14 protein-coding genes and 1 pseudogene are annotated in these 15,505 nt (G+C 47.5%); 3 read left to right on the top strand and 12 right to left on the bottom strand.

Annotation, left to right across the window (positions count from 1 at the left end):
* Positions 1–24: 24 nt before the first annotated feature.
* The 5 genes from DUW71_RS16955 to DUW71_RS16935 all read right to left on the bottom strand — a co-directional run bounded on the left by DUW71_RS16955 (position 25) and on the right by DUW71_RS16935 (position 5,099).
* Positions 25–483 carry an RpnC/YadD family protein gene (locus tag DUW71_RS16955; protein WP_119396469.1) on the bottom strand — a complete coding sequence of 153 codons (459 nt, stop codon included), beginning with the start codon at positions 481–483 and terminating at the stop codon, positions 25–27.
* Positions 483–656: an Rpn family recombination-promoting nuclease/putative transposase gene (locus DUW71_RS16950; protein WP_119396468.1), complete on the bottom strand. Its 174-nt coding sequence runs from the start codon at positions 654–656 to the stop codon at positions 483–485. The genes DUW71_RS16955 and DUW71_RS16950 overlap by 1 nt, the downstream gene beginning before the upstream one ends.
* A gap of 305 nt (positions 657–961) precedes the next feature.
* On the bottom strand, positions 962–2,494 hold the full coding sequence (locus DUW71_RS16945; protein ID WP_119396467.1) for an ATP-binding protein: 1,533 nt from the start codon (positions 2,492–2,494) through the stop codon (positions 962–964).
* A gap of 377 nt (positions 2,495–2,871) precedes the next feature.
* Positions 2,872–4,437 carry an ATP-binding protein gene (locus DUW71_RS16940; RefSeq protein ID WP_119396466.1) on the bottom strand — a complete coding sequence of 522 codons (1,566 nt, stop codon included), beginning with the start codon at positions 4,435–4,437 and terminating at the stop codon, positions 2,872–2,874.
* A 287-nt stretch (positions 4,438–4,724) separates the two neighbouring features.
* The gene (locus tag DUW71_RS16935; RefSeq protein ID WP_119396465.1) at positions 4,725–5,099 is read right to left on the bottom strand and encodes an RpnC/YadD family protein; all 375 of its coding nucleotides are present in this window, start codon (positions 5,097–5,099) and stop codon (positions 4,725–4,727) included.
* Positions 5,100–5,198: 99 nt separating this feature from the next.
* Between DUW71_RS16935 and DUW71_RS16930 the strand changes: the two genes are divergently transcribed.
* Both DUW71_RS16930 and DUW71_RS16925 read left to right on the top strand, forming a co-directional pair.
* On the top strand, positions 5,199–6,365 hold the full coding sequence (locus DUW71_RS16930) for a nucleotide sugar dehydrogenase (RefSeq protein WP_119396464.1): 1,167 nt from the start codon (positions 5,199–5,201) through the stop codon (positions 6,363–6,365).
* Between the two features lie 36 nt (positions 6,366–6,401).
* Entirely contained in the window at positions 6,402–7,415 is a 1,014-nt protein-coding gene (locus DUW71_RS16925) for an NAD-dependent epimerase (protein WP_119396463.1), read from the top strand.
* A 206-nt stretch (positions 7,416–7,621) separates the two neighbouring features.
* Here DUW71_RS16925 and DUW71_RS16920 read toward each other — a convergent pair whose 3' ends face one another.
* Positions 7,622–8,737: an undecaprenyl-phosphate alpha-N-acetylglucosaminyl 1-phosphate transferase gene (locus DUW71_RS16920; protein WP_119396462.1), complete on the bottom strand. Its 1,116-nt coding sequence runs from the start codon at positions 8,735–8,737 to the stop codon at positions 7,622–7,624.
* 256 nt (positions 8,738–8,993) lie between these two features.
* On the opposite strand from DUW71_RS16920, the gene DUW71_RS16915 reads away from it, so the two are divergent.
* Positions 8,994–10,427 (top strand): mannose-1-phosphate guanylyltransferase/mannose-6-phosphate isomerase, encoded by a 1,434-nt coding sequence (locus tag DUW71_RS16915; protein WP_119396461.1) that lies wholly within the window; start codon positions 8,994–8,996, stop codon positions 10,425–10,427.
* 263 nt (positions 10,428–10,690) lie between these two features.
* On the opposite strand, the pseudogene DUW71_RS16910 reads toward DUW71_RS16915, so the two are convergent.
* The 6 genes and pseudogenes from DUW71_RS16910 to tnpA (DUW71_RS18115) form a co-directional block, all read right to left on the bottom strand.
* A pseudogene (locus DUW71_RS16910) lies at positions 10,691–10,903 on the bottom strand (transposase domain-containing protein); the annotation flags it as partial.
* 76 nt (positions 10,904–10,979) lie between these two features.
* A complete protein-coding gene (gene ltrA, locus DUW71_RS16905; RefSeq protein WP_119396460.1) occupies positions 10,980–12,215 on the bottom strand; it encodes a group II intron reverse transcriptase/maturase in 1,236 nt (411 codons plus the stop codon).
* A 459-nt stretch (positions 12,216–12,674) separates the two neighbouring features.
* Entirely contained in the window at positions 12,675–14,117 is a 1,443-nt protein-coding gene (gene tnpC / locus DUW71_RS16900) for an IS66 family transposase (protein ID WP_119396459.1), read from the bottom strand.
* Positions 14,118–14,143: 26 nt separating this feature from the next.
* Positions 14,144–14,500 carry an IS66 family insertion sequence element accessory protein TnpB gene (gene tnpB, locus DUW71_RS16895; protein ID WP_119396458.1) on the bottom strand — a complete coding sequence of 119 codons (357 nt, stop codon included), beginning with the start codon at positions 14,498–14,500 and terminating at the stop codon, positions 14,144–14,146.
* Entirely contained in the window at positions 14,500–14,781 is a 282-nt protein-coding gene (gene tnpA, locus DUW71_RS16890) for an IS66 family insertion sequence element accessory protein TnpA (protein ID WP_119396457.1), read from the bottom strand. The genes tnpB and tnpA (DUW71_RS16890) overlap by 1 nt, the downstream gene beginning before the upstream one ends.
* A 286-nt stretch (positions 14,782–15,067) precedes the next feature.
* Positions 15,068–15,223: an IS66 family insertion sequence element accessory protein TnpA gene (tnpA, locus tag DUW71_RS18115; protein ID WP_407690500.1), complete on the bottom strand. Its 156-nt coding sequence runs from the start codon at positions 15,221–15,223 to the stop codon at positions 15,068–15,070.
* Between the last annotated feature and the right edge of the window lie 282 nt (positions 15,224–15,505).

Below are 15,505 nucleotides of genomic sequence, written 5' to 3'. Positions count from 1 at the left end.
CCGGGCAATATGTATCGCCAATGATCAATGTTTCAACGATTCCACTTGCTCTAGCGAGAGCCCGGTAATTTTCGAAATTCGGGCATTATCAAAACCCTCTTCCATAAGTGCCTTGGCTGTTTCGAGTTTTCCGGCCACTAGTCCTTCTTCACGACCTTCTTCACGACCTTCTTCACGACCTTCTTCACGACCTTCTTGACGTCCTTTCTCAATTCCCTGCTCGAGTCCCTCTTTCAAACCGCGCTGGCGTAATAACTCTGCTATGGTAGCCATATTCTTGTCTCCAAGGTGATTAGCGGATTGCGCTACATGTTCAACAACACTATCTAACTGCGCGTCGTCTGTTTGCCCCGCTGCCATGGCATATTCTAGCAATGAGCGAAGAAAATCCAACTTTACTTGGTCGTCTGCTCTAACACCCTCAAATCGGCTACGCAACTCAAACAACACAGGGCTTATGTCTGCATCACGAATGTGCTTCATTAGCCGCGCAACTGCTTGTTGACATAAGTGGTGTTGAGCAGCCTAAGCGACTGTAGGTTCAGCTGACTAACCAATTGTTTGGGCAAGTAAAACTGCATAAATTGCCGAGCCAACAACGGTTTTTGCATGCTTTGTTTAAAAAATGCATCGTGTGGATTATTCGGCTTTGCCATGGCGCGCTCTAAAAGTGTATTTATATACAGCTTAGCGCAGACAAAGGAGAGGGGTGTAATTTATTGTTAATTCATACAGCACATTGCACAAAGCATGAGTTTGCGCCGGGCAACGTGCGCAATTCCCGCGATACACCTAGTCATTCCCGCGATACACCTAGTCATTCCCGCCCGCGCCATACCCAGTCATTCCCGCGAAGGCGGGAATCTAGCTGCCACATTGAAAACCACAAACTGGATCCCCGATAAAACCACTCGGGGATGACGACTTCGCCGTTTCCCGAACCTTCGGTTCGTAAAACCTACTACACGCAAACGCTGTTGAACTGCACCAAATTGCGCTGCTGGGTGTTAAACACCATACCCACTTCAAACACGGTTTTTCCAGAGCCCAGGTACTTTTCTGAGTAACCACGCTGCTGAATTTGCTCGAGCGCTGGGTTTACCTCACCAGCAACATAATCCTGCGAGGTGTCGCGCTTAATTTCCATCACGTAAATATAGTTGCCTAACTCAACCGTTAAATCGGCTTGGCCATGATTCGTTATGTCTTCCGCTCGAATAGTGGCATTTAAACTAGCAAAAAACGCATACAACACACTAGCGTAAAAGCCTTCGCTGTCGGCCAGTTCATTATTGGTGTAGTTGCGCCATGGAACACCAGCAAAAACCGAATGAACCTGGCGCTCAACTTGCTCTAAATCACCAACAATTAGAGCATCGTAGAGTTTGTTCTGCAGCGGATACATTTCCTCGGCAGAGCGCGGCAGGTAGCCACCAATGAGATGTTCGGCTAATGAAACTTTAACCTCTTCGTTAGGCACGCCCAGTACAAAACGCAAATGTCCACGCCGCTCAAGTGTGTGTTGAATGGTTAAATAGCCACTTTGATACAGCAAGGTAAGCGGGTTGATGCGCTCAACATCGAAAGAGTTCAGAATTTCCTCGCCTACTTCCGGCGCTTCTAAATTGGGCAAAAAATACTGCTGCTGTTTAAACAGCTTGAGCAAAAAGCTTGGGCTGCCGGTTTCGAACCAGTAGTTGCGGTAGGAATAGCCCTTGCTAATGAATAAAAGAATATCGTACGGGTTGTAAACTGGCGAACCTAAAAAGTTATAACCGTTATACCACTGCTTAAGCTTATCCCAATCCACTCCTACAAGTGCTTCGGCGAAAACAGTTTCTAAATCAGCTTGAGTGTAACCACAAATACTAGCAAAGCGCTCATCGAGGCTGATGTCTTCTAGTTGGTTCAGCCCACTAAACAAACTCACCTTACTAAACTTGCTTACCCCGGTCATAAACACAAACCGCAAGTGCGCATCTTGGGTTTTGAGCACAGAATACAAGTTCTTTAGCCCTTCGCGCATGGCTTGGGCAACCGGCTCGTTTTCGATGTTGTCTAGAATCGGCTTGTCGTACTCGTCGATGAGTACCACAACTGGCAGGCCAATTTGCTCGTGCAGCTTATGAATCAACTGGGTAAACAGCCCAGGCACGNGTTGGTAGTTTTCCTTGAGAAGCTCAAAAGTTCGGGTGTTCAACTCTTCTGTTGACTTCAATGTACCACTGCCAAAGTCGATTCGAATGACAGGATAGCTAACCGACCAGTCCCAGTTTGGTTCAATGTGCAAACCATGAAACAACTCGCGCTTGCCAGCGAATAACTGGTGCAGTGTATCGAGTAATAAAGACTTACCAAAACGACGTGGGCGAGAAAGGAAGAAATATTGCCCCTGAGCGACCAAATGCTCAAGCATGTGAGTCTTGTCGACATACAAATAACTGTCGCTACGCATTTTTTCAAAACTACTCACCGCAATTGGAAGCTTTTTCATAATTACTCGTTTAATTGAACATGTAAGTTGCTTAACAATTGTTTCCCAAACCTTCGGTTTGTAAAACCTACGCCTAAACCCGTAAATAATCATGTCATTCCCGCGAAGGCGGGAATCTAGCTGCCACATTGAAAACCAAAAACTGGATCCCCGATAAAACCACTCGGGGATGACTACTTCTTCGTTTCCCAAACCTTCGGTTTGTAAAACCTACGCCTAAACCCGTAAATAATCATGTCATTCCCGCGAAGGCGGGAATCTAGTCGCGTCATTAAAAACCACAAACTGGATCCCCGATAAAACCACTCGGGGATGACGTGGTTGCATAACTCGGGGATGACGACTTCTCCGTTTCCCGAACCTTCGGTTCGTAAAACCTACGACACGCAAACGCTGTTGAACTGCACCAAATTGCGCTGATGGGTGTTAAACACTATACCCACTTCAAAAACAGTTTTTCCAGAGCTCAGGTACTTTTCTGAGTAACCACGCTGCTGAATTTGCTCGAGCGCTGGGTTTACCTCACCGGCAACATAATCCTGCGAGGTGTCGCGCTTAATTTCCATCACATAAATAAACTCGCCCAACTCAATCGTCAGGTCGGTTTGGCCATGATTACTTATGTCTTCCGCTCGAATGGTGGCATTTAAACTCGCAAAAAACGCATACAACACACTAGCGTAAAAGCCTTCGCTGGCGGCCAGTTCATTATTGGTGTAGTTGCGCCATGGAATACCGGCAAACACTGAATGAATCTGGCGTTCTAATTGCGCAACGTCACCAGCAATTAGGGCGTCGTAGAGCTTATTTTGCAGCGGATACATTTCCTCAGCCGAGCGCGGCAGGTAGCCACCAATGAGATGTTCGGCTAATGAAACTTTAACCTCTTCGTTAGGCACGCCCAGTACAAAACGCAAATGTCCACGCCGCTCAAGTGTGTGTTGAATGGTTAAATAGCCACTTTGATACAGCAAGGTAAGCGGATTGATTCGTTCAACATCGAAAGAGTTCAGAATTTCCTCGCCTACTTCCGGCGCTTCTAAATTGGGCAAAAAATACTGCTGCTGTTTAAACAGCTTAAGCAAAAAGCTCGGGCTGCCGGTTTCGAACCAGTAGTTGCGGTAGGATTGATCCTCGCTTAAAAACAGCAAAATATCGTAAGGGTTATAAACCGAGTCACCCAAAAAGTTATATCCGTTGTACCACTGCTTTAGCTTATCCCAATCTACCCCTTTCAGTGGTTCGGCAAATACAGTTTGCAAATCGTGCTGGGTGTAACCACAAATGGTGGCATATTTAGGGCTAAGGCTAATATCCTGCAATTGGTTTAACCCACTAAACAAACTTACCTTGCTGAACTTGCTTACCCCGGTCATAAACACAAACCGCAAGTGCGCATCTTGGGTTTTGAGCACAGAATACAAGTTCTTTAGCTCTTCGCGCATGGCTTGGGCAACCGGCTCGTTTTCGATGTTGTCTAGAATCGGCTTGTCGTACTCGTCGATGAGTACCACAACTGGCAGGCCAGTTTGCTCGTGCAGCTTATGAATCAACTGGGTAAACAGCCCAGGCACGTCGGTTTGGCTAGGCAGCTCTATTTGGTAGCGTTGGTAGTTTTCTTTGAGGAGCTCAAGAATTCGGGTATTTAACTCGCCTGGCGACTTCAACGTGCCACTACCAAAGTCGATACGAACCACAGGAAAGCTTACCGACCAGTCCCAGAGCGGCTCGATGTGAAGGCCATGAAAAAACTCGCGCTTACCAGCGAATAACTGGTGAAGCGTATCGAGTAATAAAGACTTACCAAAACGGCGTGGGCGAGAAAGGAAGAAATAGCGCCCTTGGTCATTCAACTGGCCGAGCAATTTCGTTTTATCGACGTAGTAGTAGTCTGCAGAGCGCATCACTTCAAAACTACTCACCGCAATTGGAAGCTTTTTCATAATTACTCGTTTAATTGAACATGTAAGTTGCTTAACAATTGTTTCCCAAACCTTCGGTTTGTAAAACCTACGCCTAAACCCGTAAATAATCATGTCATTCCCGCGAAGGCGGGAATCTAGCTGCCACATTGAAAACCAAAAACTGGATCCCCGATAAAACCACTCGGGGATGACGACTTCTCCGTTTCCCAAACCTCCGGTTTGTAAAACCTACGCCCGCGTGCAATAAACCACCCGTAGGTTGTACGGCGCGTGTGTTTGCGCCGGGCAACGTGTATCGCCAATGATCAATGTTTCAACGATTCCACTTGCTCAACAGTAAGCCCGGTAATTTTCGAGATTCGGGCAGTATCAAAACCCTCTTCCATCAGCGCTTTTGCTGTCTCGAGCTTGCCTTCTTCACGGCCTTCTTGCCTACCCTGCTCAATACCTTCTTTCAAACCGCGCTGACGCAATAACTCTGCAATGGTTGCCATCTTTTTATCTCCAAGGTGCTTTGAGGATTGGCTCACATGCTCAATCACACTATCTAAATGCGCTTCGTTCGTTTGCCCCGCTGCCATGGCATATTCTAGCAATGAGCGAAGAAAATCCAATGTTACCAAGCCTGTGGGACCCGCTTGCCATTGGCAATAAAGAATCCGCATAACAGAATTCACCATTTACAATACCATCAAGTGGTACTCATTGGAGCGCCCTAATTGTTTTTCCAGCATTATTTTGCAAAGATGCCTTCGCAAACCAAAATGAAGTGAGAAATGATGAAAATTGCTGTGGCGGGAACAGGCTATGTTGGCCTGTCGAATGCAATGTTGTTGGGACAGCACCATGAGGTTGTGGCGCTAGACATTATTGAGGAAAAGGTAAACTTGCTAAATCAAGGCAAGAGCCCAATAGAAGATAAGGAAATTGAAGCATTTTTGGCCGAGGGCAAGATCAATTTCCGAGCAACGCTGAACAAAAACGATGCCTACGAAGGCGCCGATTTTGTGGTGATTGCTACCCCTACCGACTACGACCCAGAAACCAACTACTTCAACACTAATTCTGTAGAAGCTGTGATTCAGGACGTGATGGCGGTCAACCCAAATGCTGTGATGGTGATTAAATCGACGGTGCCAGTGGGTTATACCAAATCAGCGGTAGAGCGTTTTAACACGCCAAACCTAATGTTCTCGCCAGAATTTCTTCGTGAGGGCAAAGCGCTTTACGATAACCTGCACCCTTCGCGTATTATCGTGGGTGAGCGCAGCGAACGAGCGGAAGTATTTGCCAACCTACTTTTAGAAGGGGCGGTAAAAAAGGAAACTGAAATTCTGTTTACCGACAGTACGGAAGCAGAGGCCATTAAACTGTTCTCAAACACCTACCTTGCAATGCGCGTGGCGTATTTCAATGAGCTAGATACCTATGCAGCAACGCATGGCTTAGATGCGCGTCAGATCATCGATGGTGTTGGCTTAGATCCTCGCATTGGCAAGCACTACAATAACCCTAGTTTCGGTTATGGTGGTTATTGCTTGCCAAAAGATACTCGCCAGTTGCTCGCTAACTATGCCGATGTACCAAGTAATATGATTCAAGCGATTGTAGATGCCAATACCACACGCAAGCAGTTTATTTCAGACAGCGTAGTGGCCCGCAATCCTAAAGTGGTTGGTATTTATCGCTTAGTTATGAAGGCCGGCTCGGATAACTTCCGCGCTTCGGCGATTCAAGGCGTGATGAAGCGTATTAAAGCCAAGGGTATACCTGTAGTGGTGTATGAGCCTGTGCTTGAAGAAGATACATTCTTTAACTCGCGTGTTGAAAAAGACTTTGCCAAGTTTAAGGCAGAGTGTGATGTGATTATTGCCAACCGCATGACGGATGACTTAGCAGATGTGGCGAATAAGGTTTATACCCGCGACCTCTTCGGAAACGATTAATAGTATTAGAGCTAACAAGATTACATGGACACCAAAATGAAATACCTCGTAACCGGTGCTGCCGGCTTTATTGGATGCGAAGTTGCGCTTCGTTTAGTTAAGGAAGGCCACTCGGTTGTGGGGGTGGATAACCTTAACGACTATTACAATGTTCAGTATAAGCACGACCGCTTAGAGCGTTTGGCTGGGTTTGACAATTTTGAGTTTGTTGAACTAGGTGTTGAAGACCGTTTGGGTATGGCCAAGTTGGCAGAAAATCATCAGTTTGATGTGATCTTGCATATGGCTGCGCAGGCCGGTGTGCGTTATTCGCTCGAAAACCCAAATGCGTATGTGGATTCAAACCTAGTCGGTTTTGGCAATGTTCTTGAGTTGGCACGCCAGCAGCAAGTTAAACACTTGGTTTATGCGTCGTCTAGCTCGGTGTATGGCGAAAATGAAGTTCAGCCTTTCTCGGAAGATCATGGGGTCGACCACCCTGTCTCGTTGTATGCGGCAACGAAGAAGTCGAACGAGGTAATGGCGCATTCGTATAGCCACTTGTACAACATTCCTACCACGGGTTTGCGCTTCTTTACCGTGTATGGCCCATGGGGTCGGCCAGATATGGCGCCTTTCTTGTTTACCAAAGCCATTTTGAATGATCAGCCGATTAAGGTGTTTAACCACGGCAATATGCGCCGCGACTTCACTTATATCGACGACATTGTTGATGGTGTGTTGAAAACTGCTGCTTGCCCACCAGTGGCAGACGCTTCAGTAAAGCGCTCTTCGCCAGCACAAAGTTCAGCGCCTTACCAGGTGTTTAACATAGGTAATTCTCAGCCGGTTGATTTGATGGAGTTCATCCGCGAGATCGAAAAAGCAGCCGGTAAAGAGGCGGTGAAGAACTTTATGGAGATTCAGCCTGGTGATGTACCAGTGACCTATGCCGATACCACGCGTTTAGAGGAGGTAACAGGTTACAAACCGGATACGCCGTTGGCTGAGGGTGTGGCGAAAACCGTTACTTGGTATGTTGATTACGTGAAGCGTAATCCGCAGATTTAACAGTCATTCCCGCGTAGGTTAACGGTCATTCCCGCGAAGGCGGGAATCTAGCCTGAGAAATTGACCTGCTGCGTCTTGAGTTTTCGGCGTCTAGATCCTTGGTAAAAGCACTCGGGGATGACTAATTTGGCGTAATGGGGAGAGGATTAAAGTTCTACAAGCCGAAGGTTTGGGAAACATATTTCCCTCGTCCACCCCAACAGCACTCAGCGAACCACCCGCTCTCTTAAAAACATTTTTTTAATACTTGACGACTTTAAACGGCGTAAGCGTTTTGCAAACCGCCAGGCTCTTGAGACCAACAGAACATGAAACGCAAAAGCAAGTATAAAGAGAATTAGTTGAAGAGTTTCATGCAAACCTTGGATAGCTAACCCAAATGCCAGCAATAAAGCAGCATACGTTGTTAAAATAACAAGCGTAGCGCGCGCCGAGAACCCGGCTCGAGTGAATATATGATGCATGTGTGTACGGTCTGGGTGAAAAGGGCTTTTCCCATGGCGAATACGGCGCAGCGTTGTGCTAACTAAATCAAACACCGGAACTGCAACGATCCACAGCGCAGACACAGGAGCGAATACTTCTTTATCACCCTGACTGTATCGAATTAAGAATGCAGTAATAACAAAACCAAGAAACATACTACCAGCATCACCCATAAAGATTTTGCTGGTAAACCGAGGGAATAAATGAAGATTAAACGCAAGGTAAGAAACTAAAGAACCCGAAATCAACGCTAGAATCGCTACAGACTCACTACTAATGCGGCCTTTAGTCATCAAATAAATCCCGATAATAGCAACCAAAGCGAGTGCACCAGCCAAGCCATCTATGCCATCAACCATGTTATATGCGTTGATTACACCAACAATGGCAAACACCGTAAACGGCACAGCAAAGGCCCAAAGGCTTACCTCAAATGGCCCTGCAACATTACCAAGACTTGTAAGGCGGTCTTGCGCACCATAAATAAGAATTAAGCCGGCTAGAGCTTGAATAATTAAGCGAACTCGAAAGTTGATATCGAATCTATCATCCAATGCTCCCGCAAGAGTTACTAACCCAGCTGCACTTAGGAAGTACATCAACTCTACGGATGCGTCAATAAATATTAGCGACGCTAAAATAACTGATGCAAAAATAGCAAGACCACCAATTAAGGGTATTGAACCGGAATGCACCTTACGTCTATTGGGCTTATCCACCAGTCCGATTAGTCTAGTCATCGGCGTGAAGCAAATAATTGAAAGGGAGGTTACCGTAATTGCGAATGCAACCAGAAAGTAATAATTACTAGCAAGGTACTCTTGAAACACAGACATACACCGTCCTTGAATGACAAAGCAGTTGAAGTCTAATCGCACAACATTAAATTTTCAATTGTAGCTTCATTGTTTCACTGCGCTTGATAGGCCGACAAAAAACTGTTCTTTCGCATCTTCACTTCTACTGACCGCCCCACATACAGTACAATTAGTAGAAGTCAGCTTTTGGACGGTTGTCGCACCCATGCCGCTTTTGCACAGATGATGACTACCTTTACAAGGCGACAACTTATAATATTGGAAACGACATTTGATGAAACCTATTGTTATGGCGGGTGGCTCTGGCTCGCGTTTATGGCCAATGTCGCGCAAGGCATTGCCGAAACAATTTTTGAAACTGGCTGGTGATGAAACCATGTTGCAGGCCACGCTGTCGCGCCTAGAGGGTGTTGAAGGCTTGGCTAAGCCAATTTTGGTGTGTAATGAAGACCATCGCTTTTTAGCTGCCGAGCAGCTTCGTCAAGCTGGTGTGGCACACGATGGTATTCTGCTTGAACCCTTTGGCCGCAACACCGCGCCTGCTATTGCGTTGGCAGCGTTGCATGCAATGAAAGACGGCGAAGACCCAACCTTGTTAGTGTTGGCTGCCGACCACCTAATTCAGAATGTACCGGCGTTTCACGCTGCTATTGCTAAAGCGGCTAAGTTGGCCGAGCATGGCAAGTTGCTCACCTTTGGTATTGTGCCCACCGAGCCGCACACCGGATATGGATATATCCAGACGGGCGCAGAGGTAGGCGCCGGCATTGTAGAGGGTGCACTTCAGGTTGCTGAGTTTGTTGAAAAGCCCAACCTCGAAACCGCTAAGCGCTATGTGGATAGCGGCAGTTACCTATGGAACAGTGGCATGTTTGCCTTTACGGCATCGGCGTATTTGGCAGCGCTAAAAGAATATGCACCGGCTATTTTGCAAGCTTGCGAAGCCTCTATTGCAACTGAAACGCCAGACCTAGACTTTGTGCGAATCGATGCCGACGCCTTTGGTAGCTGCCCAGATGATTCAATCGACTACGCGGTCATGGAGCCATTGGCAGCGAAAGCCGAGTCACCAGTGGCGGTGGTGCCGCTCGATGCAGGCTGGAGCGATGTGGGTAGTTGGTCGAGCTTGTGGGAAGTGTCTGAAAAAGACGCGCAAGGCAATGCCACCACTGGCGATGTGATGATGGTGGGCTCGCATGACAGCTATGTAAATGCCGAAGGCAAACTGGTTACCGTTATCGGTTTAGACGACGTAGTAGTGGTTGAAACCAAAGACGCCGTAATGGTTGCCGCCAAAGATAAGGTGCAACAAGTAAAAGATGTGGTGAATGCACTAAAAGCGCAAGATCGCCCAGAGTATGTGTTCCACCGCGAAGTGTTCCGCCCTTGGGGTTGTTACGACAGCATCGACAACGGCGAGCGTCACCAAGTAAAACGCATCACGGTGAAACCTGGCGAAAAGCTAAGCGTGCAAATGCATCACCACCGCGCCGAGCACTGGATTGTGGTATCTGGCACAGCCAAGGTAACCAATGGCGATAACACGTTTTTGGTTACCGAAAACGAGTCAACCTACATTCCAATTGGTGTGGTGCATGCGTTGGAAAACCCAGGCAAAATTCCATTAGAAATGATTGAAGTGCAGTCCGGTTCTTACTTAGGCGAAGATGACATTGTAAGGTTTGAAGACCGATACAACCGCGCTTAAGCTGTTTTGATGTATTAGTCGCGACTTGATCTGACACATTGAACTGGAAAAGATGAGAGTTACCCGCTTTGGTTAAAGGTTCTTAAACCAAAACCAAAGCTAAGAGGTAACTCTCATGATGCATACTAGCAATCCCATCATTAAGGTTTTGCTCAACCTAGCCGAAGAACTTGGAAACATTACAGGCTCTTCGCATTTAAGGGTGTAGCATAGTTTTAAAACATCCCGACTCCAACGTAAGCGCTCAAACAACGCCGTTGTTGCTAGGCCAGTGGTGATGTGAGTGGGTTGCTGGCGAACTTTTCTTTCCACACTCTTGGTGTGAGGTCGATGACGCCTTTGGCGGGATGCTGACTCACTCGCTGTAAAACATCGATTAGATATGTCGTTGGGTCTATGTCGTGCAACTTACAGGTGCAGATGAGGCTTTGAATAATCCCCACATGTTCAGCCCCTAGCTCTGTCCAGCAGAGTAGAGTCAGCCAGGGGGAATTTCGCCCCCAAGCTGCTCACAGAACCGTACGTGACAGTCTCCCGTCATACGGCTCTTGATCACACATTTGATGCACGAAGTAATTCCCAATGCGCAAATAGCCTTGGCATATATTTGCGCAGCTCATTAAGCTTACGCTCGGCCTTTCTGGTGCCAATTCTCAGTTTGTTAGCAGCCCACTTAATCAAACGTGACTGAAAGACTGACCATAGTCGATAGCTGAAGTGGCGATACCAGAACTTGCCATAGTAGGTAATCCAGCCACGCAAGGTGGCATTGTACCGTTGAGCCAGTTCTCTCACATCTGCTCTGGTGGAGCGGTGCACGCGCCACGACTTGATCGTCTGCGTGATCTTCTTCATTGCTTTCATCGACGCGCCGGGTGAACACTTCCTGAAAAGCTGGCCTTTATAGTTCCTCAGCGTTCTGACCTTGAAGTCGTAGCCTAGGAAGGTAAAAACCTTCTTCACATTCGTGCGCGGGAAAGTATCAATATAGACCACATGCGACTTCGCCTCGTTAATCTTCAGTCCCACCTCCATCATGCGAGCTCTGATCGCCCTTTTCAGACGCGTTGCTTCACTCATTCGACTGCAGTGGCAAACAATGTCGTCTGCATAGCGCTCGAATGGCACATGTGGAAAATGCCTTGTCATCCAACGATCAAAAGCGTAGTGAAGGAACAGGTTCGCCAACAAAGGTGAGATCACACCCCCTTGTGGCGTCCCTTCCGTTCTAAGCTTAAGATCACTTGGTGTGCTCATTTCTACCATTGGCGCTTGTAGCCACCGACGACAGTAGAGAATCACCCAGCTAGGCACCTTGTGGAACTTCAGAGCTTTAATAATCAAGTCATGATCAACATGATCAAAGAAGGCTTTAATGTCCACTTCGAGTGCCCAGCTTTTGTAACGACAATTGCGTTCACATTGCGCCAGTGCCATGTGGGCTGATCGTCTTGGTCGGTAGCCGAAAGAGCTGTCATGAAAGATCGGCTCTAAGCGCGCTTCCAAGAAGCGCTTCACAGCACCTTGCGCAATGCGGTCGCTGATTGTGGGGATGCCAAGTGTTCGTTCTGATCCATCCGCCTTCGGGATTTGCTTAGCGCGTACCGGAGGTGGAAAGTAACTGCCCGAACATAAACGATTCCATATCTTGTACAGGTTCTGGTTTCGTTTCTCATCAAACTGCTTCATTGTTTGACCATCACACCCAGGGGCGCCTTTGTTTCGGCGCACTGCTAAATATGACTGCCAAACCAGAGATTTGGGAATCTCAAATGCTTTACCTTGCATTAAAACATCATCCTCAGTTGAGTTGTGTCCTAATCAATTCGGTGATCCAGCCCCCTTCGCTCCACCGCCATTACAGCCGCTTCTACACTACTACGAGACTGTCCGCCCCTACTGTCCGTTACGTGCTGACAGTAGGTTCTCACGTTCCCTAAGCTGGCCTGTCTTGAGCTCTCGCTGCCTTAACACCGGATGCCATGCAGTCAATAATCAGGTTACCACTGCACTCGTCAGAGGGTGGCTGTACAACCTCTTTTCGACATCACCTAAGATTTCGATGCTTCATCGCACAGTTCACTTGCGTTCGACTTCTCAAGACTCACTTGACGGTAGCTGTCCGCCTTTTCCCGAGTCGCTCACCACCGAGTGCCTTAGCACTTAGCAGCATCGGGTAGTTTGGTCAGTACTCCTGAAAATCCTGACCGGAGGGCCGACCTCCATCCAACCTAGAGCATGGGTACGCTATGCTGCTAAGGGTTCTACGTCATAGCGTCTCCTTCGTGACACACAGAGCCAGTTCTTCTTACCCATAGGAATCGGGCGAATCTGTCTTTCTAGGTGGTTGGTGTCCATGGCTACAGCTGGGTTGCTTAAGAATACGCGCAGCTGACGCTCTCGCTTAAGCGCGTAATTAAGGGCTTTGCTCCACGTATCATCTGGCAGTAAATCCGGGCGCTGCTTTTCTGCGTCAAGCAATGCAAAGAATTGATCGACGATTGGCTTGCTGTGCGTTGCGCGGTATTGCAGGGCTTTTTCAGAGACGAGTTGGCGCGCTTTAATCTGCTTTTCATGTTGGTAAAGCTCGGCAATCAGGTTCAGTGCCTTGTCTACCGCTTGGCATTCTTCTGCCTCGGCTTTTAACAGCTGCCTGCGCATGTGCACCCAGCACTGTGCATTTTCTACCTGCTCGGATTTGGCTTCATAACTGCTATAAGCTTGGTACCCGTCGGTTAATAGGGTGCCTTGCCACACTTCATCGAGTAGCGCTTGAATATGGGCCATACCGCGGCTATTGGAGTAGGTGAAGGCCACTTCATCCTGCTCTCCGTAGATAGGCCAAAAATAGGCTTGCTTCATTTTTCCGGGTTGTTTGCCTACCCCAGGCTGTCGCGTTGCTTTAATGGGCGTTTCATCCATGGCCAGTACTTGGCTGTTGAGGATGTTAGCAAGCTGTGCAGCAGCAACAGGCCTAAGAAGTTCTATACCGCGCTTGGTGATATTGGTGAGTGTTGCGCGGCTAAGCTGAATGCCACTGGCAGTGAGCTTTTGATGCTGGCGATACAGTGGTAAGTGGAACTGAAACTTATCAACCAGTAATCCGGCTACAAAACTCACATCGGCACAGGCACTGTCGAAAACAAACTCCGGGTTAGCAGCGGTGATTAGCTGATTACTGTCTTTGCGTTTGACGATTTGGCGTTTGGTGATGACGATTTCATAGGCGCTGCGCTTTTGCGCAATACGGCTGACTTCTTTGTAGCCTACATGCTCGTATTGATCTGCCTCATCGCCTTGTAATTCATTAGCCTCAATGATTACTTCACGCACTGGCACAGTGCTATCGTAACGAAGACCGGTCAGGTTGACTTCATTGCCGCTGCGCTGCTTAGGTGCCTTGCCTCGGTTATTGGGCTGCTCTGGCTTAGGTGGCTCAGGCGTGTCATCGGTTAATGGCACAGCCGGGCCAGGCATGTCGGCAATGGCTTGTTGTTCGGGTGAGAGCAGTTCACGCCGTTCACTCTTAACGCCAAATAGCTCGCGTTTGAGTGCCAGAATTTGTTGTGCTTGCTGTGCAATCGTAGCCTGCATCGCTGCCATTTGTTCACGCAGTAAATCCGCCTCATTCTGGTGGAATAAGTCGGATTGAGGCGGGGTGAAAACTGGCTTGAAAGTGGCGTCATTCATGGGCTGAGATGATACCACAAAGCAATCTAACTGGGTGAGATATTTGGTGTTTTATAGCGTTTAAATTGGCGATATTTTTCGATTTTCACGCCTGCCAAAATATGCTGTAAGTCCAATGCTGAAAGACGCTGTTTACCCGAAGTAGATTGCGCATAATTGAACTGCCCTTGGGCTAACCGCTTACACCAAATGCAATATCCTGTTGGCTCAAAATAGAGGATTTTCATTTGGGTTTTATTGCGATTGATGAAGACAAAATACCCCTGTTGCGGGCTTTCGTTCATTTGCTGCTTAATCAGCCCTAACAAACCGCGATAAGACTTTCGCATGTCGGCAGGTTGAGTGTAGAGCCATATGCTTGCTGCAGGACTTGGTGAAAACACTATTGCTGGCTCAGCCGAAGTTCCACGCCGTTACCCAGGCAGAGGGTAATATTCCAAGCCCCCGTACCTGCCATCGCGCTTAAATCGATAAAGTCACCGGTTTGATTTGAAGGCTTCACCTCTGCAGATGAAGCAGAGAACTTCTGGCGCCACTTAATGAAGCTTGCATAGCTAATGTTCTGTTGCTCGCAGAACTTAGGGGCAGAAAGGTCAGAGGACGCTTGTTGTTCAACAAAGGCTTGCCATTGCTGGGCAGAAAGGCGTTGGTATTGACGGGTCATAGCACAAACACTCCGTTATTGGTGATTAACGGCGCTCAGTGTAGAGTGTGCCAATAGACTGGAAAATAACGGCGTGGTTTGAACGCTTACCATTCAATGATGGTGCGTTTTTTATCGAGATGCTGCCCAGTCGCCTCAAGACCGAGTTTATTTAGTTGGCAAAAGCTGGAAAGGTCTGGGGTAGAAAAGGTATGATTGACCATGCTGAGGGACTTAAATTTTGTTTGTGTGGTAACTTACATTTTCTAAGAACCTCGGCTCCTTTTCTAGCCGTTCAGATTTTCACCTACACCCTTAAATGCGAAGAGCCGGTTTGATTTGAAGGCTTCACCTCTGCAGATGAAGCAGAGAACTTCTGGCGCCACTTAATGAAGCTTGCATAGCTAATGTTCTGTTGCTCGCAGAACTTAGGGGCAGAAAGGCGTTGGTATTGACGGGTCATAGCAAAAACACTCCGTTATTGGTGATTAACGGCGCTCAGTGTAGAGTGTGCCAATAGACTGGAAAATAACGGCGTGGTTTGAACGCTTACTTTGGAATGTGGTTTAGAAACTGAGAAAAAACAGTATTATGATGTGAAATCCCCAGTTTTACTGTTGTGCAAGAATTATGTCTTGAGAAACTTAATTCTACCGCAAGGCCCGCGAAAACTGGGCTCCTTTTTCCGGCTTCAATTAAACCGGACAGTCGTGACTCTTAACCAAAGAGGGTAGGCCTCATCTTT

Origin of the sequence: Salinibius halmophilus, from assembly GCF_003577475.1 — a bacterium.
Lineage (GTDB): Bacteria > Pseudomonadota > Gammaproteobacteria > Pseudomonadales > Natronospirillaceae > Salinibius > Salinibius halmophilus.
The sequence above is the reverse complement of the archived record's forward strand: the minus strand, read 5'-3'. Positions and strand labels throughout refer to the sequence as shown.